Annotated in this window: 21 protein-coding genes; 10 read left to right on the top strand and 11 right to left on the bottom strand. The window is 72.2% G+C overall.

Going from position 1 to position 21,129, the window contains the following annotated elements:
* Positions 1-101: 101 nt before the first annotated feature.
* Positions 102-806 carry a hypothetical protein gene (locus tag FHX44_RS11725; RefSeq protein ID WP_147255733.1) on the bottom strand — a complete coding sequence of 235 codons (705 nt, stop codon included), beginning with the start codon at positions 804-806 and terminating at the stop codon, positions 102-104.
* A 180-nt stretch (positions 807-986) separates the two neighbouring features.
* Between FHX44_RS11725 and FHX44_RS11720 the strand changes: the two genes are divergently transcribed.
* A complete protein-coding gene (locus FHX44_RS11720; protein ID WP_147255731.1) occupies positions 987-2,132 on the top strand; it encodes a cystathionine gamma-synthase in 1,146 nt (381 codons plus the stop codon).
* Positions 2,133-2,259: 127 nt separating this feature from the next.
* Here FHX44_RS11720 and FHX44_RS11715 read toward each other — a convergent pair whose 3' ends face one another.
* Positions 2,260-2,490, bottom strand: a complete 231-nt coding sequence (locus FHX44_RS11715) for a hypothetical protein (RefSeq protein ID WP_147255729.1) — start codon at positions 2,488-2,490, stop codon at positions 2,260-2,262.
* Between the two features lie 121 nt (positions 2,491-2,611).
* On the opposite strand from FHX44_RS11715, the gene ilvA reads away from it, so the two are divergent.
* Positions 2,612-3,847, top strand: coding sequence for a threonine ammonia-lyase (gene ilvA, locus FHX44_RS11710; RefSeq protein ID WP_246170320.1), 1,236 nt, complete (start codon positions 2,612-2,614; stop codon positions 3,845-3,847).
* 52 nt (positions 3,848-3,899) lie between these two features.
* Here ilvA and greA read toward each other — a convergent pair whose 3' ends face one another.
* Positions 3,900-4,394: a transcription elongation factor GreA gene (gene greA / locus FHX44_RS11705; protein ID WP_147255727.1), complete on the bottom strand. Its 495-nt coding sequence runs from the start codon at positions 4,392-4,394 to the stop codon at positions 3,900-3,902.
* A gap of 526 nt (positions 4,395-4,920) precedes the next feature.
* On the opposite strand from greA, the gene mca reads away from it, so the two are divergent.
* From mca to FHX44_RS11690, 3 genes are all read left to right on the top strand, one after another.
* Positions 4,921-5,835 carry a mycothiol conjugate amidase Mca gene (mca, locus tag FHX44_RS11700; RefSeq protein ID WP_147255724.1) on the top strand — a complete coding sequence of 305 codons (915 nt, stop codon included), beginning with the start codon at positions 4,921-4,923 and terminating at the stop codon, positions 5,833-5,835.
* A 121-nt stretch (positions 5,836-5,956) separates the two neighbouring features.
* On the top strand, positions 5,957-6,238 hold the full coding sequence (locus FHX44_RS11695) for a hypothetical protein (RefSeq protein WP_147255722.1): 282 nt from the start codon (positions 5,957-5,959) through the stop codon (positions 6,236-6,238).
* A 20-nt stretch (positions 6,239-6,258) separates the two neighbouring features.
* Positions 6,259-8,277 carry a thioredoxin domain-containing protein gene (locus FHX44_RS11690; protein WP_147255720.1) on the top strand — a complete coding sequence of 673 codons (2,019 nt, stop codon included), beginning with the start codon at positions 6,259-6,261 and terminating at the stop codon, positions 8,275-8,277.
* A 401-nt stretch (positions 8,278-8,678) separates the two neighbouring features.
* On the opposite strand, the gene FHX44_RS11685 is transcribed toward FHX44_RS11690, so the two are convergent.
* The gene (locus FHX44_RS11685) at positions 8,679-9,587 is read right to left on the bottom strand and encodes a LysR family transcriptional regulator (protein WP_147255718.1); all 909 of its coding nucleotides are present in this window, start codon (positions 9,585-9,587) and stop codon (positions 8,679-8,681) included.
* A gap of 83 nt (positions 9,588-9,670) precedes the next feature.
* Between FHX44_RS11685 and FHX44_RS11680 the strand changes: the two genes are divergently transcribed.
* Positions 9,671-10,498, top strand: a complete 828-nt coding sequence (locus tag FHX44_RS11680; RefSeq protein ID WP_147255716.1) for an SDR family NAD(P)-dependent oxidoreductase — start codon at positions 9,671-9,673, stop codon at positions 10,496-10,498.
* Between the two features lie 126 nt (positions 10,499-10,624).
* On the opposite strand, the gene trxB is transcribed toward FHX44_RS11680, so the two are convergent.
* The 3 genes from trxB to FHX44_RS11665 are packed head-to-tail and all read right to left on the bottom strand — an operon-like array spanning position 10,625 to position 13,845.
* Positions 10,625-11,581, bottom strand: a complete 957-nt coding sequence (trxB, locus tag FHX44_RS11675) for a thioredoxin-disulfide reductase (protein WP_147255713.1) — start codon at positions 11,579-11,581, stop codon at positions 10,625-10,627.
* Positions 11,582-11,592: 11 nt separating this feature from the next.
* Complete coding sequence (locus FHX44_RS11670; RefSeq protein ID WP_147255711.1) at positions 11,593-12,381, bottom strand: DUF1684 domain-containing protein; 789 nt, start codon at positions 12,379-12,381, stop codon at positions 11,593-11,595.
* A gap of 57 nt (positions 12,382-12,438) precedes the next feature.
* Complete coding sequence (locus FHX44_RS11665; protein ID WP_170308878.1) at positions 12,439-13,845, bottom strand: MFS transporter; 1,407 nt, start codon at positions 13,843-13,845, stop codon at positions 12,439-12,441.
* A 218-nt stretch (positions 13,846-14,063) separates the two neighbouring features.
* On the opposite strand from FHX44_RS11665, the gene FHX44_RS11660 reads away from it, so the two are divergent.
* Positions 14,064-14,666 (top strand): hypothetical protein, encoded by a 603-nt coding sequence (locus FHX44_RS11660; RefSeq protein ID WP_147261096.1) that lies wholly within the window; start codon positions 14,064-14,066, stop codon positions 14,664-14,666.
* A gap of 33 nt (positions 14,667-14,699) precedes the next feature.
* On the opposite strand, the gene FHX44_RS11655 is transcribed toward FHX44_RS11660, so the two are convergent.
* Together FHX44_RS11655 and trhA are read right to left on the bottom strand one after the other, a co-directional pair.
* On the bottom strand, positions 14,700-15,134 hold the full coding sequence (locus FHX44_RS11655) for a PPOX class F420-dependent oxidoreductase (RefSeq protein ID WP_147255707.1): 435 nt from the start codon (positions 15,132-15,134) through the stop codon (positions 14,700-14,702).
* Between the two features lie 41 nt (positions 15,135-15,175).
* Positions 15,176-15,799, bottom strand: coding sequence for a PAQR family membrane homeostasis protein TrhA (gene trhA, locus FHX44_RS11650; protein ID WP_147261094.1), 624 nt, complete (start codon positions 15,797-15,799; stop codon positions 15,176-15,178).
* A 160-nt stretch (positions 15,800-15,959) separates the two neighbouring features.
* Here trhA and FHX44_RS11645 point away from each other — a divergent pair, with 160 nt between their 5' ends.
* Positions 15,960-16,730, top strand: coding sequence for an isoprenyl transferase (locus FHX44_RS11645; RefSeq protein ID WP_170308877.1), 771 nt, complete (start codon positions 15,960-15,962; stop codon positions 16,728-16,730).
* 84 nt (positions 16,731-16,814) lie between these two features.
* Here FHX44_RS11645 and FHX44_RS11640 read toward each other — a convergent pair whose 3' ends face one another.
* Positions 16,815-17,237 (bottom strand): hypothetical protein, encoded by a 423-nt coding sequence (locus FHX44_RS11640; RefSeq protein WP_147255705.1) that lies wholly within the window; start codon positions 17,235-17,237, stop codon positions 16,815-16,817.
* A gap of 840 nt (positions 17,238-18,077) precedes the next feature.
* Between FHX44_RS11640 and phoH2 the strand changes: the two genes are divergently transcribed.
* Entirely contained in the window at positions 18,078-19,415 is a 1,338-nt protein-coding gene (gene phoH2 / locus FHX44_RS11635) for an RNA 5'-3' helicase PhoH2 (protein ID WP_212612426.1), read from the top strand.
* Positions 19,416-19,512: 97 nt separating this feature from the next.
* On the opposite strand, the gene FHX44_RS11630 is transcribed toward phoH2, so the two are convergent.
* The gene (locus FHX44_RS11630) at positions 19,513-20,436 is read right to left on the bottom strand and encodes a TIGR03620 family F420-dependent LLM class oxidoreductase (RefSeq protein WP_147255703.1); all 924 of its coding nucleotides are present in this window, start codon (positions 20,434-20,436) and stop codon (positions 19,513-19,515) included.
* 81 nt (positions 20,437-20,517) lie between these two features.
* Here FHX44_RS11630 and FHX44_RS11625 point away from each other — a divergent pair, with 81 nt between their 5' ends.
* Entirely contained in the window at positions 20,518-21,075 is a 558-nt protein-coding gene (locus FHX44_RS11625; RefSeq protein WP_170308876.1) for a TetR/AcrR family transcriptional regulator, read from the top strand.
* Positions 21,076-21,129: the final 54 nt, after the last annotated feature.

Here is a 21,129-nt window from a genome sequence, read left to right as displayed (position 1 = left end):
GCCGTCCGAGGCTCCGTCGTGCTCCTCCGGTGCTCGGTCGCTCGTCCCCCGCTCCCTGCGTGCCTCCCCCGCACGACGGCGCCGGCCCGCTCGCTCTGCCGTCATGCCCCCATCGTCGCAGCCCGGGCACCACGGGCCGTGAGGTAGGCCACGCCGGCGAGCACCAGCCAGATCGCCCCGACCATGCCGGCGAGGTACTGCAGCGGCGCCATCGCGAGACCGCCCACCAGGACGGTGAATACGATGCTCACCACGCCGAGCCAGCGCGGGGCGGCACCGTGGCGCAGCGATCCGAAGGCCACCGCCGCGACCGTCAGCGCGAGCCCACCCCACACCCAGGGCAGCGTGTCCATCGTGCGCACCAGGGACGCCGTGATGTCGGGATCGCTCTCCTCGGCGTGCAGCAGTGCGAAGAACACCTCCGTGGTCGGGCCGGAGCCCACGAAGCACAGTGCCGCGACCAGCAGCGTGCCCGCGCCGGCGACGTCGGGCACCAGGCTGCCCGCCGGGCACTGGGCGGCCAGCGCCCGGCGCAGCCCGGCCCCGAACACCACCACGGCGAACGCCGCCACCACGAACAGCCCCAGCACCAGGGCGAGCCTCCCCGGCCCGTGCTGCACGTAGCCGTTCACGAGCACCGCCGCGTCGACGTTCGCCGCGGGGTCGTCCGGCGCGAAGCGGCTCTCCACCTCCATCGCGGCGAATCCCGCCACCCCGGCCAGCACGCCCGCTGCCGCCCACCCGCGCCCGGGGCGCCGGGCGCGTCCGCGGTCGGCCCGGACCGCCTCGATCGGTTCGGTCTGCATGTCGACTCCTGCCTCGCTGCCGGGCCCGTCGCCCGGCGGTCGAGGAGGAACCTCGTGCGCCCGGTGTCCCGGGGACCAGGGAGCGGGGTCCCGTTCACCCGGGCGGTTCGGCGGGGCGGGTCACACGCGTCGACGCCGGCCCGGGAGCTCCCGCCGTCGGCGCGCGCGTAGCGTTGCGTCATGCGCGGCTTCTCGACCAACGCGATCCACGCCGGCCAGGACCCGGACCCCACCACGGGCGACGTGATCACCCCGATCCACGTGTCGTCGACGTTCGCCCAGGACGGCGTCGGCGGCCTGCGGTCCGGCTACGAGTACTCGCGCAGCGCCAACCCCACCCGCACCGCCCTGCAGGAGTGCCTCGCGGCGCTGGAGGGCGGCCGGCACGCCGTCGCGTTCGGCTCCGGGATGGGTGCCTCCGACGTGCTGCTGCGGGTGCTGCTCAAGCCGGGTGACCACGTCGTCATCCCGCACGACGCGTACGGCGGTACGTTCCGGCTGGTCGACAAGGTGCTGACGCTCTGGGGCGTGGAGTACACGCCGGTCGACCTCGGCGACATCGCCGCGCTGCGTGCTGCCCTGCGGCCCACGACCCGTGCCGTGTGGTGCGAGACGCCCACGAACCCGCTGCTCGGGATCGCCGACATCGCAGCGGTCGCCGACGTGGCGCGGACCGCGGGCGCGCGGCTCGTCGTCGACAACACGTTCGCCTCGCCGTACCTGCAGCAGCCGCTCGCCCTCGGCGCCGACGTGGTGCTGCACTCCACCACCAAGTACATCGGCGGGCACTCCGACGTGGTCGGCGGGGCCCTCGTCACCAGCGACGACGAGCTCGCCGAGGCAGTCCGCTTCACCCAGAACGCCGTGGGCTCGGTGCCGGGGCCGTTCGACGCGTGGCTCACGCTCCGGGGCGCCAAGACCCTCGCGGTGCGGATGGAGCGGCACAGCGACAACGCCGAGCGGATCGTCGAGCTGCTGGCCGCCCACCCGGCCGTCACCCGGGTGTTCTACCCCGGCTTCGCCGAGCACCCCGGCCACGAGGTGGCCGCCAAGCAGATGCGTCGCTTCGGCGGGATGGTGTCGTTCACCGTGGCGGGCGGCCGGGAGGCGGCGCTGCGGGTGTGCGCGGCCACCGAGATCTTCACGCTCGCCGAGTCGCTCGGCGGCGTCGAGTCGCTCATCGAGCACCCGGGGGCCATGACGCACGCCTCCGTGGCCGGCTCGGCGCTCGAGGTGCCGGACGACCTCGTGCGCCTCTCCGTGGGCATCGAGGACGTCGAGGACCTGGCCGAGGACCTCAGGCAGGCGTTGACGGCCGCGGGCTGAGACCAGCCCCTCCGGTGGCCTCGTGATCGGCAGGTCGGTGCGAGAACGGCCGGATTCCGCCGCGTTCGCGCCGAACCGCTGATCACGGCCGTTCCGCGCGGAACGCGCCCGGTATCCGGCGGTGGTGCTAGCCCTTCTCGGGGGCCTCGCCTGCGGCGGGCAGCGGTGCGGGCACCGGGGCCGGCTCGGGCACCACGATGTCGCCGGGCGCGATGCAGCCGCCCACCAGCTGGTAGCCGCCGGCCACCAGCTCGTAGCGCCCGGGGTCGTCGCATCCCGCGCTCTTGACCGTGACCACCGCGATCGCGGTGAGCACCGCGGCCACGAGCAGCGGAGCGATCGCCCGCAGCCGTGTCATCCCGACCTCCCCCGATAGCGGTGGCCCGCGCGGCTCACCGCCATCTCACCTCCCGAGGTTACCGGGAGGTTCGTCGCGGTGCCGCGACGGTGGTCGCGGCGGCCGGTGCGAGGATGCCCGCATGGCCGCCGTCGACACACCCGTGCCCCCGGTCGGGGTGGACGACGTCCGGGCGGCGCGTGAGCTGCTCGCAGGAGTGGTGTCGGCCACGCCGATGGCCGGATCGCGCGCGCTGTCCGAGCTGTGCGGCGGGCCGGTGTGGCTGAAGTGCGAGAACCTCCAGCGCACCGGCTCGTTCAAGATCCGCGGTGCGTACACCCGGATCGCCCGGCTGGACCCGGCGGAGCGGGCCCGCGGGGTGGTGGCCGCCAGCGCCGGCAACCACGCGCAGGGCGTGGCGCTCGCCGCGCAGATGCTCGGCATCCGGGCCACCGTCTTCATGCCAGAGCGGGCCGCCATCCCGAAGGTCGGCGCCACCCGTGGCTACGGCGCGGAGGTGCACCTGGTCGGCGAGACGATCGACGGCAGCATCGCGGCCGCCACCGAGTTCGCCGAGCGCACGGGTGCGGTGTTCGTGCACCCCTTCGACCACCGGGACGTGATCGCCGGACAGGGCACCGTGGGGCTCGAGATCCTGGAGCAGGTGCCGGACGTGCGCACGGTGCTCGTCTGCACCGGGGGCGGCGGGCTGGTCGGCGGGATCGCCGCGGCCGTCAAGGGGCAGCGGCCCGACATCACCGTCGTGGGCGTGCAGGCCGAAGGCGCCGCCGCGTGGCCGCCCTCGCTCGCCGCCGGCGAGCCGGTCCCACTCGCCGGGATGCGCACCGTGGCCGACGGCATCGCCGTCGGCCGGCCGGGCGATGTGACGTTCCCGCAGGTCGCCGCGCTCGTCGACGAGATCGTGACGGTGGGGGAGGACGCGCTCTCCCGGGCCCTGCTGCACTGCCTCGAACGGGCGAAGCTACTGGTGGAACCGGCGGGAGCGGCGGCCGTGGCGGCGCTGCTCGAACACCCGCAGGAGTTCGCGACGCCCGCAGTGGCCGTGCTCTCCGGTGGGAACGTCGATCCGCTGGTGCTCCTGCACGTGATCGAGCACGGCATGGCGGCCGCGGCCCGCTACCTGTCGCTCCGGGTGCGCGTGGGCGACCGGCCCGGCGCCTTGGCCGAGCTGCTCGCGCTCGTGGGGTCGCTCGGGGCCAACGTCCTCGACGTGTCGCACTCGCGGATCTCCGGCACCCTCCCGCTCGGCGACGTGGAGGTGGCGCTCTCGATGGAGACCCGCGGCCCCGAGCACTGCGCCGCGCTGGTGGACGCCCTGCGCGCCGCCGGCCACGCCGTGTCGGATGTGGGCCTCTGAACGCCGCCGGCCCGCGGGCGGAACGCATCCACCCACGGGCCGGTGTGTGTGATCAGGCGCGGAACGGCTCGGCCGAGACCAGCGTGACGTCCATGCTGCCGCCGTTGGGCAGCTGGTAGCTGCGCGTGTCGCCGGGGTGGGCGCCCAGGAGCGCGGCGCCGAGCGGGCTGTTCGGGGACACGACCTCCAGGTCGGCCCGGCTGCCCTCCTCGCGGGAACCGAGCAGCACCGTCTCGGTCTCGTCGTCGCCGTCGTAGCGGATCTTCAGCACCATGCCCGGTGCCGCGGTGTCGGAGTCGGTGGGCGCGATGCCCACCTTGGCGGTGCGCAGCAGCTCCTGCAGCTGGCGGATGCGGGCCTCCTGCTGGCCCTGCTCCTCGCGCGCGGCGTGGTAGCCGCCGTTCTCCTTGAGGTCGCCTTCCTCGCGGCGGGCGTTGATCTCGGCAGCGATGACGGGGCGGTTCGCGATCAGCTCGTCGAGTTCCTGCTTGAGCCGGTCGTAGGCATCCTGGGTCAGCCAGGTCGCCTGGGTGTCCGTCACGGTCATCACTCCTCCAGCCTGTCCAGGGTCCATGCAGCCACGGACCACATCGCCCGCAGCCGCGACCGCCCTGAGGGCGGCCCGGTTTCGAGGGCGGCAAAGCCCCGAGTAAGGAAAAACACGACCCGCCTGCGGGCCGTGTGATGTCCACGGTAACACGGAGCCTGCCGCTCGTCGCAGCCTTTCGACGAACGGTCGGGGGTCCGCCGAAGTTCCCGGTGGCGACATCGATGCTGGTCAGGCCGCTACTCGTGCATCTGCGCATACGGCGCGCTGCACCATTCGGCGGCAGAGCGGCCGCTCATCGTAGCGATCTGGCGGGGTGGATGCGAGCGTTGCGACGGTCGGGTCGCGCCCTTCCGCAGGTGAGAGCGCTCGAACACGCAGGGTGACCACCGGGCAAGGGGAAGGAGCGGGCGTCGGGCTGCGTTGCACGAACTGTCGGGCGTGTCTGCAACCATCGACATCCCGATCTCCCGTGCCATCGGCCCACCCACCCGGGGCCCGAGTTGGAAGGAACGCGGCCGTTCCCATGTCCTCGATCCACCCGAGCAGTGCCGGCCCGCTGCGGCTCATGACGGTGCACGCGCACCCCGACGACGAGTCCAGCAAGGGCGCGGCCACCACGGCGCGCTACGTCGCCGAAGGCCACGAGGTCATGGTGGTCACATGCACCGGGGGCGAGGCAGGCAGCATCCTCAACCCGGCCATGGACCGCCCCGAGGTCATGGAGAACATGGCCGAGATCCGCCGGGCCGAGATGTCCCGCGCCGCCGAGATCCTCGGTGTGGAGCACCGGTGGCTCGGCTTCGTCGACTCCGGGCTGCCCGAGGGCGACCCCAAGCCACCGCTGCCCGATGGATGTTTCGCGACGCAGCCACTCGATGTCGCCACCGAGCGCCTGGTGCGGGTCGTCCGCGAGTTCCGGCCGCACGTGCTCGTCACCTACGACGAGAACGGGGGCTACCCGCACCCCGACCACATCCGCTGCCACGAGATCTCCGTGGCCGCCTTCGAGGCCGCGGGCGACCCCGACCGCTTCCCCGACTCGGGCGCGCCGTGGCAGCCGCTCAAGCTGTACTACTCCCACGGGTTCTCCAAGAAGCGGATGGTGGCATTCCACGAGGCGCTGCTGTCCCGTGGCCTGGAGTCGCCCTACGAGGAGTGGCTCGCGAACTGGCCCGCCGACCGGGCCGACCCCGCCGATCGGGTCACCACCCGGGTGCGCTGTGCCGACTGGTTCGAGACCCGCGACAAGGCGCTGCTCGCCCACGAGACGCAGATCGACCCCACGAGCCGGTGGTTCTCCGTGCCGCTGGAGATCCAGCGCGAGATCTGGCCCACCGAGGACTACGAGCTCGTCCGCAGCCTGGTCGACACGCCCACCCCTGAGGACGACCTGTTCGCGGGGCTCCGCTCGCCTGTGGCGGTGCGGCAGGCGGTGTGAGAATGAGTTCGAGAAGCGCGGAGCGGGCCGCCCAGGGCTGCCGGGACGTGCTCGATCGTTGGCTCGGCGGCCCACATGGGCGCTTCTCGAACACATTCTTCGGGCGCGTACCGTTTGCCGGATGAGTCCGCTGCTGGTCGAGGCCGTTCCAGCCGTGATGGCCGAGGTCGCCGTGCCGGTGCAGAACCCCGCCCCGCCGCCCGGGAAGGGTGAGGAGTTCGGCAAGGCGTCACCCGTTGCGCTCGTCGTCATCCTCATGCTGGCGCTGGCCACGATCCTGCTCATCCGGGGCATGAGCAAGCGCATCCGCCGCCTGCCGGCGAGCTTCGAGCCCGCCGAGGAGGAGTCGAAGGGCGACAAGCAGAAGGCTGACGGCGAACCGGCGAACGGCAGCACCACCTGAGAGTCCGGGACACTGGGTCCATGCCGAACCGCCTGGCCTCGGCCACCAGCCCGTACCTGCTCCAGCACGCCGGCAACCCCATCGACTGGTGGGAGTGGTCCGACGAGGCCTTCGCCGAGGCCGCGCGCCGGGATGTGCCGGTGCTGCTCTCGGTGGGGTACGCCGCGTGCCACTGGTGCCACGTGATGGCGCACGAGTCGTTCGAGGACCCGGCCACGGCCGAGCAGGTCAACAGCGACTTCGTGGCGATCAAGGTGGACCGCGAGGAACGACCCGACATCGACGCGGTCTACATGGCCGCCACGCAGGCCATGACCGGTCAGGGCGGCTGGCCGATGACGTGCTTCCTCACCCCGGCCGGGGAGCCGTTCCACTGCGGCACCTACTACCCGCCCACCCCGAGGGGCGGGATGCCGGGATTCCGCCAGCTCCTCGACGCCGTCACCACCGCATGGCGGGAGGACGGTGCCCGCGTGCGCGGAGCGGCCGGCGAGATCGCGGCACGGCTCTCCGACAGCGCCGCCGCCGTGCTGCCCTCCGCGGGGATCGACACCGACCTGCTGGAACGTGCCGCGGCCGCCCTCGAGGCGCAGTTCGACCCGCGGGCAGGCGGGTTCGGTGGCGCGCCGAAGTTCCCGCCGTCGATGGCGCTGGAGTTCCTGCTGCGTCGCCACGAGCGCGTGGGCGGCGACGAGGTGCCGGGGGCCGTCTCGGTGACGTGCGAGCGGATGGCCCGCGGCGGGATGTACGACCAGCTGGCCGGCGGGTTCGCCCGCTACAGCGTGGACGCAGGCTGGGTGGTGCCGCACTTCGAGAAGATGCTCTACGACAACGCCCTGCTGCTGCGGGTCTACGCGCACCTGGCGCGGGTCTCGTCGGACCCGCTCGCCCGGCGGATCACCGAGGAGACCGCGGCCTTCCTGCTGCGTGACCTGCGCACCGCCGAGGGTGGCCTCGCCTCCGCCCTCGACGCCGACACCGAGGGCGTCGAGGGACTCACCTACGCCTGGACTCCCCAGCAGTTGCGGGACGTGCTCGGCGACGAGGACGGCAAGTGGGCGGCCGACCTGCTCACCGTCACCGAGACCGGGACCTTCGAGCACGGCTCGTCCACCCTGCAGTTGCTCGCCGACCCCGATGACCCGGCCCGTTGGGAGCGGGTGCGCGGCGCACTGCTGGCCGCCAGGGCGCAGCGGCCGCAGCCCGCCCGTGACGACAAGGTCGTCACGTCCTGGAACGGGATGGCGATCCTCGCGCTCGCCGAGGCGGGGGCGGCCCTCGGTCGTCCCGAATGGGTGGCCGCCGCGGCGGAGACCGCCGACCTGCTGCTGCGGTTGCACGTGGTGGACGGGCGGCTGCGGCGCTCGTCGCGGGGCGGGAAGGTGGGCACAGCGGCCGGGGTGCTGGAGGACCACGGCTGCCTCGCCGACGGGCTGCTCGCGCTGCACCAGGCCACCGGCGAGCCGCGCTGGCTCGCCGCCGCAACGGACCTGCTCGACACGGCGCTCGCGCACTTCGCCGATCCGGATCAGCCGGGCTCGTTCTTCGACACCGCCGACGACGCCGAGGCGCTGCTGCACCGGCCGCGCGACGTCACCGACAACGCCTCGCCGTGCGGCGCGTCGTCCCTCGCGTCGGCGTTGCTCACGGCATCGGTGCTGGTGGCGGAGCCGGACCGGTACCGATCCGCCGCCGAGGCCGCCCTGCGTTCTGCGGGCTTCCTCGCGGAGAAGCACCCGCGCTTCGCCGGCCACTGGCTCACGGCGGCCGAGGCGATGGTGCGAGGCCCGCTCCAGGTCGCGGTCGTCGGGGCGGAGGGCGACCCGGGCCGGGAGCAGCTGCTCGCCCACGCCCGCCGGCTGGCCGCGGGTGGCACGGTCGTCGTGCCCGGACCGCCCGACGCCCCGGGCGTCCCCCTCCTCGCCGACCGTCCCCTCGTCGACGGCGCGGCCGCGGCCTACGTCTGCCGCGGGTTCGTCTGCGACCGGCCCGCCGCCACGGTGGAGGAGCTCACCGCGAGCCTCCTCCTGCGCCCCTGACTCACCTGGATGAGTAGGCCCGGATTGGTCAGTCGTAGGCGGTCAAGGTGACGAGCCGGCCGCATTGCGTATGGTGCGATCGCGCCGGGTCGTTCGAGCAGGGGCGGCCGGTCCGAACTCCAGCGTTCCGCGGAACGCTCGACGCGGTCTCGGGGACGGGATTGCGTGAGCGCGCCGTTCCCGGCTCGGGCCGAACTGCGTCGGCGTGGCTGTGGTTGATCCCACCCCGGCCGCCCGCGCCACGCACGAGGTCGCCGGGAACGGGGTGACTGCGCCCGAGACACGGCGGGTGTCGATCGCAGCGGCCGCCCGAGGCGACCATGCCAGCCCACGAGAGAACACGAGAGATCACGAGAGAAGCGGAACGCCGGTCGGGGCGCCAGGACGACTACGACACACGACTACGACACCATTCGCGCCGCCTCCGTGCGAACGGCCTGGAGCATCGCTCGTGCAGCCGTTGATGGTGAGTCTGCGGTCACGATCTCGAGCGACCCGCGCGAGCTCATCGCCGGGTCGTGGACGGGCAGCCATCGCAGGTCGCGCGGGACGGAGTCCGCGGCGAGCCCCGGAACCCGGGTGATTCCCAGACCGGCGGCGACCAGCCCGAACCGCGCGGGCCAGTTGCGCACCGCGTGGCCGACCCGAGGCCGGTCGAGCCCCGGCCACGGCCCGAACTGCGGCTCGCCCACCGGGCCGGTCCCCACGATCCAGGTCTCGTCGGCCAGGTCGGCGACGGTGACCACCTCCCGGTCCGTCAGCCGGTGGCCGATCGCCACGGCGATCCCGGGGCCACGCGGGATCACCACCGTCTCGTGGCGGAGCCCGGCCAGATCCCGCTCCGGCACCGCCTCGCCCGCCGCCACCACCGCGACCTCGATCCGCCCGGCCCGCAGGCGTCGCAGCTGGACCGGGCTCGCTGCCTCCTGCAGCTCCACCTGGAGATCGGGATGGCGCTGCCCGAGCAGGGCGATCGCACGGGGCAGCAGGACCGCTGCGGCGGCGGGGAAGCCCGAGATCACCAGGCGACCGGCCAGCCGGTCGCGCACCCCGGAGACCTCCTCCAGCGTCCCGTCGACCTCGCCGAGGATCCGTGCCGCGCGCCGGGCCATGACCTCTCCCGCCGCCGTGGGCCGCACGCCCCGGGCGAGGCGCTCGAACAGGGCGGTGCCTGCTGCCGACTCCATGGCCCCGACCTGCCGGGACACCGCGGACTGCGTGTAGCCCAGTGAGAGCGCCGCGGCGCTGAACGAGCCCTGCCGCGCGACCTCGTGAACGACGCGGAGCCCGACGAGCGTCATCTCGGCCATGGCCCGATGATATGCGGTCTACTCATGGGAATCGTGCGAAACAGTCGCTTGTCGCACACCTCCCGCGGCGGGAGCCTGAGTGCATGGCAACGAACGAGAAGGTCTGGTTCATCACCGGCGCATCCCGCGGCTTCGGCCGCATCTGGACCGAAGCGGCACTCCGGCGCGGGGATCTGGTCGCCGCTTCCGCGCGCGATCCTCGTTCCCTCGACGACCTCTCCGCGATCCACGGCGACGCACTGCTGCCGCTCCGCCTCGACGTCACGGACCGCAACGCGGTGTTCGAAGCGGTCCGCCGGGCCGCCGACGGGTTCGGCCGGCTGGACGTGGTGGTGAACAACGCGGGCTACGGGCACTTCGGCGCGGTCGAGGAGCTCACCGAGGCCGACATCCGCGCCCAGATGGAGACGAACTTCTTCGGCGCGCTCTGGGTGCTGCAGGCCGCTCTCCCGATCATGCGCGAGCAGGGCCGCGGGCACCTGGTCAACGTCACCAGCGAGGGCGGGGTCCGGGCCTACCCCGGCATCGGCGCCTACCACGCGTCGAAGTGGGCGTTGGAGGGGCTGAGCGAGTCCCTCGTGAAGGAGGTGCGCGACCTCGGGATCCGGGTGACCAACGTCGAGCCCGGCCCGTACGGCACGGGCTGGCTGGAGGTCGGTTCCCGGCACAGCACACCCATCGCCGCCTACGACCGGCTCCGGCCCGACGCGGCTGCCTTCGAGGTCGGCGATCCCGCGGCGACGGCCTCGGCGCTGTTCGCCGTCGTCGACGCCGACGAGCCGCCGCTGCGGGTCTTCTTCGGCAGGTCCTTCGAGCCGGTGCGCGAGGAGCACATGGCGCGGATCGCCGAATGGGAGCGCTGGCAGGATGTCGCCCTCTCGGCGTTCGGGACCACCACCGCGGCTCGCTGAGCGGGAACCGGTGGGGGTGGCCGCGGGCCTCCTGCGTCCCGGACAGGCTGCTGACCCGCACGAGGGTGCGGGTCAGCAGCCTTCTGGATCAGGAACCGGCGGCGAGGAGGCGCTCGATCTCCTCGGTCAGTGCGCCCGTGGGGCGGGCGCCGACGAGCAACCCGCTGATGTGCCGCGTTCGGCGTCCAGGGCAGCGGCCGCACCGGTACCGGCGGCGGTGATCGCCTGGCGGTAGCGGTGGTCGACCAGGTCCCCCGCGGCGAAGACGCCCGGGCGGCTGGTGGCGGTCGTGGGGTGCGAGACGCGCACGTAGCCGTTCTCGTCGATGTCGACCTGCCCCTGGAAGAGCTCCGAGCGCGGCTCGTGGCCGATCGCGATGAACAGGCCCGACACGTCGAGCCGTCGCGTCTCGCCCGTCGCGGTGTCACGCAGGGTGAGTCCGTCGACCGCGTGCTGGCCGAGGATCTCGGCGACCTCGGCGTTCCACACGATCTCCAGCTTGGGGTCGGCGAAGGCCCGCTCCTGCATGATCTTCGACGCGCGGAGCTCGTCGCGACGGTGCAGCAGGTAGACCTTCCTGCCGAAGCGGGTCAGGAACGTGGCCTCTTCGATGGCGGAGTCGCCGCCACCGACCACGGCGATGGCCTTCTCCCGGAAGAAGAAGCCGTCGCAGGTCGCGCACCACGAGACGCCACGGCCGGACAGCTCGTCCTCGCGGGGGAGGCCGAGCTTCTTGTACCGCGAGCCCGTGGCCAGTATGACGGTGCGGGCGGTGTAGGTCCGGGTGTCGGTCCGGACGGTCTTCACGTCACCGTCGAGGTCGACGCCGACGACGTCGTCCGTCACGAGTTCGGCGCCGAACCGCGCGGCCTGGTCGCGCATGTCCGCCATGAGCGCTGGTCCCATGACGCCGTCGGGAAATCCGGGGAAGTTCTCGACCTCGGTGGTGTTGACGAGCGCTCCGCCTGCGGTGACCGAGCCCTCGAAGACCAGCGGCCGGAGGGCGGCGCGGGCGGCGTAGATGGCGGCTGAGTACCCCGACGGTCCGGAGCCGATGATGATCACGTCACGTGGTTCTGACATGGGGAGCCTCCCTACTTCGCGGGCGTCTTCTCGCCCGCCTCGATCCGGAACGGGTAGCGGTTCCCCGCAGGCGGGGTGGGGCAGATCGGGAAGAAGCCGCCGAAGGCGCACGGGAGGTTGACGGCCCGGTTGAAGTCGAGCGTGACGGTGCCGTCGGCGGCCGGGGCCGGGATGTCGAGGGCCCGACCGGCCGGGTACGTGGTGTCGCCGCTGGTGCCGTCGGCGAAGACGGTGGTGTGCCGTCCGGCGGAGGCGATGACCTGCAGCTCGTACGGGGTGCCGTCGTGCTCGAAGTGCACCACACCGGGCGAGAGGTGGTCGTGTTCTCGCCAGCCCACGGTGGCCAGGGCGAGCGGCTGGTCGGAGTCGAACGCCTCGAACCGGCCGGTGATGATCCAGTCCGGGTTCGGCTCGAACGTCGGCACGCCGTCGAACGCCTTCCGCGCCGGAGCGCTCGGGTCGTAGGTGATGATGTGGTAGCCCTCGCGGTAGCTGATCCCGATCTGGAGATCGCCCGCGGTGACCCGCTGGTCATCCGGCCCGTCGGCCAGGTTGAACGTACGGACCTCGGTGAACTCGGTCCCGTCGAACGCCATGGTGGTGCCGTCGGGGTCGATCATCACCTGGTCGCCGTCCTGCCACCACAGGCCGGGCGTCCCACCGAATCGGCGTGGGGTGTCGTCGAGCCAGTTCACGGCCACGGCGGACAGCCAGTTGTGGGGCTGTGCGAGCCACTGCTCCCAGCCGGCCCGCCACGCGTCCCAGTCGGCGCGATAGGTCTCGGTCACGGGGGTTGTCATTTGCGTACTCCTTTTCTCGGACGTGCGAGGTCGGACGAGGTTCTGACGAGGGGGTGCTCAGCGGGCAGCGGTCGGCCGTGCCCAGACCGCGAACAGCAGCAGGGCCAGCAGGGGGAAGGCGGTGGCGACGGTGAGCGCGGTGGAGATGTCCGTCGCCGTGCCGGATCCGCCTGCGGTGCCCGCGAACACGGTCGACAGGACCGCGAGCCCCGCGGCTCCGCCCAGCTGTTGCATGGCCTGGTTCAGGCTGGAGGCGGCCCCGACGTGCTCGCGCGGGGCGTTGTGCATGATCACCGCGGTGAGCGGGGCGACAGTGAGGCCTGCGCCCAGACCCAGCAGCAGGAACGGGCCGAGCAGCCCGTCGAGGTAGCCACTGGCGGGCGTGAGGCGGGACATCCACACCAGGCCGGTCAGGAGGCCGATCATCCCGGCGGACCCGACCACGCGTTCCCCGTAGCGGGTCACCAGCCGGCTGACCGTGAAGTTGGTGGTCAGCATGCCGGCCGTGAACGGCAGCACGGACAGGCCGGTCTGCAGCGGGCTGAATCCCAGGACGCCCTGGGTGTAGAGGGCGGCGAAGTAGAGGAACCCGAACTGCCCGGCCGGGATCAGCATCATCGCCAGCAGTGGAGCGGCGCTGGACATGCTCGTGAAGAACGTCAGCGGGACCACCGGCGCCCCGTGGCGCCGCTCGGCCAGCACCAAGGCCAGCAGGCCCGCTCCGGCCAGCACGAACGAGGCGATCACCGACGTACTCGCCCAGCCCTGGTCGGCGGCGGCGGTCAGACCGTGGACCAACGCCAGCATCCCGATCGTGGAGGCCGCTGCGCCACCGACGTCGAGACGCCCCGGGTGGCGGTCCGCCTCCGGGACCAGCGCCCGGACGCCGAAGAACACCAACGCTCCGATCGGGACGTTGACGAACATCACCCACTCCCACCCGAGGCCGGATGTGAGCGCACCGCCCAGGGTCAGCCCCAGACCGGCACCGAGCCCGATCGACAGGACGAACAGCGACATCGCCCGCGCCCTCTGCACGCCCGGCTGCGTGATCGCCATCAGCAGCACCAGCGTGCTGGGGGCCGCGAGCGCCGCGCCGACGCCCTGCAGGACACGTGCCGCGATCAGCGTTCCCGGTGTGGCGGCCAGTCCGCCGAGAGCGGACGCAGCGACGAAGACGGAGACCCCGATCAGCAGCGCCCGTCGGGGGCCGATGATGGATCCCACCCGGCCGCTCAGCAGGACCAACCCGCCGAAGGCCAGCGCGTAGGACGTCACGACCCACGACAGGCCCGCCGAGGAGAAGCCGAGCTCGTCCTGGATCACGGGCAGGGCGACGTTCACCACGCTGTTGTCGATCACCAGCGTCACCTGCATCAAGGTGAGCACCAGCACCGGTGCGTACCTCAGTCGTGGCGGGTCGAGCGCAGATCGGTCGGTCGAGCGGGCGGGCGGGGGCACCATGTCGATCTCACTCCTCGCGGCACCGGACGTCTGCCGGGCTCGTGGAGCCTCAAACCGATCGTTGCCGCATCGCATCCACTCCTTGCCGAAACGGCAAAAGGCCACCGGGTCGGCCGTGTGCCTCGCCGTTCGCCGCCCGAGAACGCCACTGCGTGAGCGTCGTTGCGGTGTAATCTCGTAAGCATCAGTCGCTGGAGGTTGTGATGATGAGCGGACGGATGCATCGCGGGTGGCCCGGCGGGCGGGGACGCGGGCCGGGACGGGGCGGTTGGCAGCAGGCCGATCTGCCCGGCGCGGAGGACGCGGCGGCGTGGCTGCAGGGCAGGCTGCCCGACGGATGGTTCACGGGCGCGCCGGAGGTCACGGTCGACCGGGAGGAGATCCTCATCGTCGGGGAGCTCCCGCCGGTTGAGGGCGAGTTCCCGGACACCGAGGCCGGCCGGGCCGACCGCGCGGCGGCCGTGGCGGGGCGGATCTCCCGGTTCCGCGAGACCACGCGGGAGGAGCGCATCGAGATCGCGCGCCAGGCGGAGCACCGCTACCAGCGGAAGGTTGCGTGGGGAGCGCGGATCGGCGACACCGTCGAGCTGTTCACGGTGGCTTCGGTACCGGTGATGACACGGCTGCGCCAGCCTGAGCGGATCGTGCTCGACACGCTCGTCGACTCCGGCGTCGCACGCTCCCGGTCCGACGCGCTGGCCTGGGCCGTCAAGCTGGTCGGCCAGCACGCGGACGAGTGGCTCGCCGAGCTGAGGGAGGCGATGGCACGCGTGGATGAGCTGCGTGCGAAGGGCCCCACCGGCGGCGACAAGACCGCCTGAATCAGCGCTGTCTGTTCGCTCCGCAAGCTCCGCTCAGCGGATCCTCTGCCCGTACACGCGCTCCACGTGCAGGGCGAGGAGCACCCGCTTGTCGGCCACCATCACGGCGCGGTACTCGTCCCAGTCGGGGTGCTCGCCCGCGGCGGACCGGTAGTAGCCGACGAGCGCCTCCACCTCGGGGCCGTGCGGGTCGGTGCCCGGGCCGATCAGCTCGGCGGTGCCGTCGGCCGTGGCCCACGCCCAACCGTCCGGCGTGGTCACCTCGAGCGCGGCGCGCGGGTCGCGGCGGAGGTTGGTCGTCTTGGCCCGGCCTTCGACGATCGACACGTAGATGATCCCCTTGTCCCGGTCGTAGAACGGGGTGACGGGGGAGAGCTGGGGACGACCGTCTGCGCGGAGGGTGGCGAGCACGCCGATGCGGCTCTCGGCGAGCAGCGCGTGCGGGTCGAAATCGGTGGCGGTGGTCATACCCCGGCCAACTCCGGCCGAGCGAGGCACATTCCGCCGGGTCAGAACAGGATGAGCCAGATGGCCACGTGGTGGCAGATCGCGGCGACCACGGTGGCGGCGTGGAAGAACTCGTGGTACCCGAACGTGGCGGGCCACGGGTTGGGCCGGCGCGTGGCGTAGAAGACCGCCCCGACCGTGTAGAGCAGGCCGCCGACCAGTATCAACACCAACGCCGCCACGCCGCCGCCGACGAGCAACGCGGGGATGACGAACACGGCCACCCAGCCGAGGGCGATGTAGATCGGAACGCCGATCCACGCAGGTGCGTGCGGCCATGCCGTCTTCAGCACGACCCCGGCGAGCGCTCCCACCCACACCACGGTGAGCACGGTGCGGGCCGTGGGCGGATCCATGGCGAGCACGGCGACCGGGGTGTAGGTGCCTGCGATGAACAGGAAGATCATCGAATGGTCGAGCCTGCGCATCACGGCGCGGCTGCGCGGCGTGGGCCAGGTGCGCCGGTGGTAGAGCGCGCTCACCCCGAACAGGCCGAGGGTGGTGATGGCGTACACCGTGGTGGCGAGCGCGGCGCCGAGTCCGACCAGTGCCGCCGACACGGCGATCATGGTGGCCCCCGCCGCGATCGAGACGGTGAACGACCAGAAGTGCAGCCAGCCACGCATCCGCGGCTTGACCAGCGGCCCGCCGGGCGGAGGCGAATCCAGGCTTCCGGTGGTCACCCCGCCGAGGTTACGGCAGCGTCGGCGGCCCGGAGGTGTCCTGTGCGTGAACGCACCCGCTCGTCTGCAGGTGGCGAACCGCCCCGGCGTACGCTGTTCGGCCGTGGGCGTCCGCGACCTGCTGTACTCGGTGTACGAGCGCAAGCTGAGCCGAGAGCTGGCCGGTTCGGCCGCCCGGCCCCGGCACGTGGCGGTGATGCTCGACGGCAATCGCCGCTGGGCGCGTGACGCGGGGTTCGTCGACGTCAACGACGGGCACCGGGTGGGTGCGGCGAAGATCGCCGACCTGCTCGCGTGGTGCGAGGAGGCAGGCGTCGAGGTCGTGACGCTGTGGCTGCTGTCCACCGACAACCTCAAGCGCCCGTCCGAGGAGCTCGAACCGCTCCTGGAGATCATCACCGACGTCGTCGACGAGCTCTCCGGTCCCGCGGCCCGCTGGCGGCTGCGCGTGGTGGGTGCCCTCGAACTGCTGCCGGGCGACATGGCCGACAAGCTCTCGACCGCGGCGGCGCGCACCCAGGGACGGCCCGGGCTCGAGCTCAACGTCGCGGTCGGGTACGGCGGCAGGCAGGAGATCGCCGACGCGGTGCGCAAGCTGCTGCTGCAGCACGCGGAGTCGGGCACCTCGATCGAGGAGCTCGCGGAGGTGCTGGACGTCGATCACATCGCCGCGCACCTCTACACGTCGGGCCAGCCCGATCCGGACCTGGTCATCCGCACATCGGGGGAGCAGCGGCTGTCCGGATTCCTGCTCTGGCAGTCGGCACACTCCGAGTTCTGGTTCTGCGAGGCCTACTGGCCCGAGTTCCGCCGGGTCGACTTCCTGCGCGCGCTTCGCGACTACGCGGCGCGGCATCGCCGGTTCGGTTCCTAGTGCGGGGCACTGGTCAGCGGTAGCGAAAACGAAAACGGCGCCGGACCCGAAGGTCCGGCGCCGCTGTCGCGAGAGATCCGAAGATCAGTCGTCGATCTCGGCGCTGTCGCCCGACTCGGCGGCAGCGGTGCAGGAGTCGTCGATCGTGTTGTCGCCGTCGGACTCGGCTTCCGTGTCGGCGTTGCCCAGCAGGCCGAGGCCGAGCGCACCGGTCAGGTCGGCGAGCACGGAGGTGTCGTTCAGCGGCACCTGGACACCCAGGACGTTCACCGGGACCTGGTTGTCGCAGACGTTGACCGGGACGGCGATGTTGTTGCCGGCCACGTTGATCAGGCCCTCGTTCGAGCCGTCGATGCTGTTGACGTCCTCGACCTTGGTCTTGCCGTGGTGACCGTGCCCGTTCCCGTGACCGTCGTGGTCATCCTTGTCGCCAGCGAAGGCGAGCGGGCTCACCGCGAGCAGACCGGCAGCGGCCGCAGCCACGACAATTCCAGCCTTCTTCAGCACAGTTCATCTCCTGTTGAGTGTCCGGAGTCGACCGGAGCCGATCCCATTCAGAGCCAGCGTTTATGACCGGGGAGCCCTCGCTGACTGCAGAAAAAGCTAGCGGGCCGCCGAGGGTCAGAACAAATCACCTACCACTATCGGATGAGCCGAGTACTCTGCGTTTGGTTACGCCCTCTTTCGAGGGCTGCTGGTTGCCGGCCACGGGCGCGGATTCGTGCTTGATCGACACGCACTGTAGTGGTTAATCACCCGGATGAGCGCGTATCCTTTTCGAATGCAACGGTCCGTGTTCGGCGCCCTTCCGGTGCCATTCGTGAGGCCTTGCGTGTTACTCGCGGTGCGGATGCGGGGCCACCGTCCGTTCGACGCGACGGCCGGGCCCGGGGCGCGAGCGCGAGGTGCGCGGCGTGGTCTCGCGGGGCGGGGCCGAACGGGTCAGGGCGCCCACACGCGCCACGACGGGCGGTGTCTGTGGAGCGATGAGCGGTAGTCCGTTCTGTTAATTCTCGGTTCGCTGACGAAGGACAACGCATAGTTGCTGTTGACCGCACCCGGGTGACCGCCGGTAGCGTTCACGGTGGCGGTCCGTACCCGATGCGGATCGTTGGGGAGGCCCTGGTCGTGGTGGCTGTTGCACCAGAGGGGGCCGGCACCCGGCCCTCATGGGCGTGGTCGGCGGCGAGCTCCACGTCGTCGGAAGCGTCCGAGCCAGGGCCGACCGGCCCACCGGTGACGTGGACGCGGTGCCGCGTCCACCAGGGAGCACTCGTCGGCCGCTCGTCCGGGCCCGGCACCACGGGCACGGGTGGCGGTCACGGCGAGAGCTAGCGAGGAGCCTCCGTGACCGACCGTCGTACTGCCCCCGCTTCGCCCACCACCCGCTGCTACGTGCTCGACACCTCGGTGCTGCTGTCCGACCCGTGGTCACTGACCCGGTTCGACGAGCACGAGGTCGTCCTGCCGCTCGTGGTGATCTCCGAACTCGAGGGCAAGCGGCACCACCCGGAACTGGGGTGGTTCGCCCGCACGGCGTTGCGCATGCTCGACGAGCTGCGCATCGAACACGGCCGCCTGGACGCGCCGGTGCCGATCGGCACCGCAGGCGGGACCCTGCACGTCGAGCTCAACCACAGCGACCCGGAGGTGCTCCCGGCAGGTTTTCGCACCGACGCCAACGACAGCCGCATCCTGGCCTGCGCGCTGAACCTCGCCGCCGAGCGCAAGCTCGACGGGCGCGGCGAGGTGGTTCTGGTCAGCAAGGACATGCCGCTACGGGTCAAGGCCGCCGCCGTCGGGTTGCAGGCCGACGAGTACCACGCCCTCGACGTGGTGCCCTCGGGGTGGACCGGCATGGCGGACCTCGAGGTCGCCAGCGAGGACGTGGACGCGCTCTTCCGTGACGGGGTGATCGACCACGACGCCGCCCGCGATCTGCCCGCCAACACCGGGCTGCGGCTCATCGGCGGCGCGTCGGCCGCCCTCGGCCGCATCACGGCGGACAAGCGTGTGCGGCTCGTGCGCGGTGATCGGGAGGCGTTCGGGCTGCACGGGCGCTCCGCGGAGCAGCGGGTGGCGCTCGACCTGCTCCTCGACCCCGAGGTCGGCATCATCTCGTTGGGCGGCCGGGCGGGCACCGGCAAGTCGGCACTCGCGCTGTGTGCCGGCCTGGAGGCGGTGATGGAGCGCCAGCAGCACCGCAAGGTCGTGGTGTTCCGGCCGCTCTACGCCGTCGGCGGGCAGGATCTCGGGTACCTGCCCGGCAGCGAGAGCGAGAAGATGGCCCCCTGGGCGCAGGCCGTCTTCGACACCCTCGGGGCGCTGGTCAGCCAGAACGTGCTCGAGGAGGTCATCGCTCGCGGCATGCTCGAGGTGCTCCCGCTCACCCACATCCGCGGCCGGTCGCTGCACGACGCCTTCGTGATCGTCGACGAGGCGCAGTCGCTGGAGCGCAACGTGCTCCTGACTGTGCTCTCGCGGCTCGGCACCGCGTCCCGCGTGGTGCTCACGCACGACGTGGCGCAGCGCGACAACCTGCGCGTCGGCCGCCACGACGGCATCGCCGCGGTGATCGAGGCGCTGAAGGGCCACCCGCTCTTCGCCCACGTCACGCTCACCCGCAGCGAGCGCAGCCCCATCGCGGCGCTGGTGACCGAGATGCTCGAAGGCCCGGCCGCCTAGCGGCGCGGGGATTGCAGCATGGCCACCTTCACGCCACCACGTTGTGTGCCATGCGTGTCTAGTGGCTGGCCGCCCTCGCGAAGCGGGCGGGCAGCCACTAGTGGCGCAACAGCGGCCGTGCTGCAACTGGGGCCAGGAGGCGCCACTGGTCGAGCGGGACCGTCCCGACCGTGGCCGGGAGAGCCTGCAGGCACACGTGGTCGGCGCCGGCGGCGAGGTGGGCCGCCACCCGCTCGGACACCGCTTCCTCGCCCACGGCCACGAGTGCGTCCACGAGCCGGTCACTGCCGCCGTTCGCGAAGTCGGCGTCGGTGAAGCCGAGTCGCTGCCAGCTCATCCGGTAGGGATCGGAGGGGAGGTAGGCGGCCACGTGGGCGCGGGCGCGTTCCCGTGCCTCCGCGGCCGGCAGGCCGACGACCACGGCCTGCTCGACGGCCAGCGTGCGGTCGGGCCCGAGCAGTGCCCGTGCCCGGGCCGTGTGCTCGGGCGTCACGAGATAGGTCAGCGCGCCCGCGGAACGATCGCGGGCCAGTTCCAGCGCTTTCGGTCCGAGCGCCGCCAGCACACGGGGGACGGGGGCCGCGGTGAAGCCGGACACGCCGGCCAGCTCCAGGACGGGGTCGGGTGCGTCGAGCTGGTCGAGGTAGCGGCGCATCTGGGCGAGCGGCCGCTCGAAGCGCAGACCCAGCACGCCTTCGACGCCCCTGGCGTGCGACGTGCCGAGCCCGAGGACGAACCGGCCGGGATGGCTCTCGAGGAGCGTCCTCGTCATCCCCTGGACGCTGCGCGAGTGTCGGCTCCAGATCACCGCGATGCCGGTGCCGACCACGAGTGAGCGGGTCGCGCCCAGGAGGACGGTCGCGTCGAGGAACGGGTCGCGGACGAGGGCGTCGCTGAGCCAGAGGGTCCCGTAGCCGAGCGCCTCGATCTCCGCGGCCGCCTCGCCGACAGCGGCGACGGGTTGCAGGTCGAGGCCGCCGATCCAGATCCCGACGCGGCCGAGCTCCGGCAGATGATGCATGTCCAAGGTGGAGTTCCCCCTAGAATCGGAGTGTCGCTCCGGATGATATGGAGTGGTACTCCGCTTTGTCGAGGAGGATGCGTGGGACAAGCGGTGCGGGCCGATGCCCGCCGGAACCGGGCGCGGTTGGTCGATGCGGCCCGTGACCTGTTTGCCGAGGCCGGGATCGAGGCGGCCGGGATGAACGACGTCGCCCGTCGCGCCGGTGTCGGGCCCGGCACGCTGTGGCGGCACTTCCCGAACAAGGAGGCGCTGGTCGCGGAGGTCGTGGGCGGGAGCCTCGACGAGCTGGCCGGGCTGGCCGACGAGCTGCGCGCAGCCGCGCCGCCCGATGCCCTCCACACGTGGGCGATGGCGCTGCTCGGGCACGTCGCCCGCTACCGGGGCCTCGCCACGAGCCTCGCCACCGCCTCGGGCGACCTGCTCGCCGGGCGGTGCACCGCCACCGAGCGGGCGTTCGAGAGGCTGGTCGAGCACGTACGCGAGAAAGAGCAGTTGCGCGATGGCGTCACCGCCACCGACATCACCCGGCTCGCCACGGCCGTCGCGTGGGCGGCCGAGGCCGCGGGCGAACCCGGGTCCGCCGAGCGCATGCTCGACATCGTCTTCGACGGCCTTCGCGGCGGACAGCGTCGGTGAACCGGGTCGGCGGTGGTGGGGCAGCGAGGGTCCGGTGCCGTCGACGAAGACCCG

Source organism: Pseudonocardia hierapolitana (assembly GCF_007994075.1).
Taxonomy (GTDB): domain Bacteria; phylum Actinomycetota; class Actinomycetes; order Mycobacteriales; family Pseudonocardiaceae; genus Pseudonocardia; species Pseudonocardia hierapolitana.
Note: the sequence above shows the minus strand (reverse complement) of the source record. Positions and strands in the feature narration are given on the sequence as shown.

Excerpts from the sequence above, each read along its gene's own strand:
- FHX44_RS11725 (WP_147255733.1), bottom strand. The coding sequence starts at position 806 with ATGCAGACCGAACCGATCGAGGCGGTCCGGGCCGACCGCGGACGCGCC.
- FHX44_RS11720 (WP_147255731.1), top strand. The coding sequence starts at position 987 with ATGCGCGGCTTCTCGACCAACGCGATCCACGCCGGCCAGGACCCGGAC.
- FHX44_RS11715 (WP_147255729.1), bottom strand. The coding sequence starts at position 2,490 with ATGACACGGCTGCGGGCGATCGCTCCGCTGCTCGTGGCCGCGGTGCTC.
- ilvA (WP_246170320.1), top strand. The coding sequence starts at position 2,612 with ATGGCCGCCGTCGACACACCCGTGCCCCCGGTCGGGGTGGACGACGTC.
- greA (WP_147255727.1), bottom strand. The coding sequence starts at position 4,394 with ATGACCGTGACGGACACCCAGGCGACCTGGCTGACCCAGGATGCCTAC.
- mca (WP_147255724.1), top strand. The coding sequence starts at position 4,921 with ATGTCCTCGATCCACCCGAGCAGTGCCGGCCCGCTGCGGCTCATGACG.
- FHX44_RS11695 (WP_147255722.1), top strand. The coding sequence starts at position 5,957 with ATGAGTCCGCTGCTGGTCGAGGCCGTTCCAGCCGTGATGGCCGAGGTC.
- FHX44_RS11690 (WP_147255720.1), top strand. The coding sequence starts at position 6,259 with ATGCCGAACCGCCTGGCCTCGGCCACCAGCCCGTACCTGCTCCAGCAC.
- FHX44_RS11685 (WP_147255718.1), bottom strand. The coding sequence starts at position 9,587 with ATGGCCGAGATGACGCTCGTCGGGCTCCGCGTCGTTCACGAGGTCGCG.
- FHX44_RS11680 (WP_147255716.1), top strand. The coding sequence starts at position 9,671 with ATGGCAACGAACGAGAAGGTCTGGTTCATCACCGGCGCATCCCGCGGC.
- trxB (WP_147255713.1), bottom strand. The coding sequence starts at position 11,581 with ATGTCAGAACCACGTGACGTGATCATCATCGGCTCCGGACCGTCGGGG.
- FHX44_RS11670 (WP_147255711.1), bottom strand. The coding sequence starts at position 12,381 with ATGACAACCCCCGTGACCGAGACCTATCGCGCCGACTGGGACGCGTGG.
- FHX44_RS11665 (WP_170308878.1), bottom strand. The coding sequence starts at position 13,845 with ATGGTGCCCCCGCCCGCCCGCTCGACCGACCGATCTGCGCTCGACCCG.
- FHX44_RS11660 (WP_147261096.1), top strand. The coding sequence starts at position 14,064 with ATGCATCGCGGGTGGCCCGGCGGGCGGGGACGCGGGCCGGGACGGGGC.
- FHX44_RS11655 (WP_147255707.1), bottom strand. The coding sequence starts at position 15,134 with ATGACCACCGCCACCGATTTCGACCCGCACGCGCTGCTCGCCGAGAGC.
- trhA (WP_147261094.1), bottom strand. The coding sequence starts at position 15,799 with ATGCGTGGCTGGCTGCACTTCTGGTCGTTCACCGTCTCGATCGCGGCG.
- FHX44_RS11630 (WP_147255703.1), bottom strand. The coding sequence starts at position 20,436 with ATGCATCATCTGCCGGAGCTCGGCCGCGTCGGGATCTGGATCGGCGGC.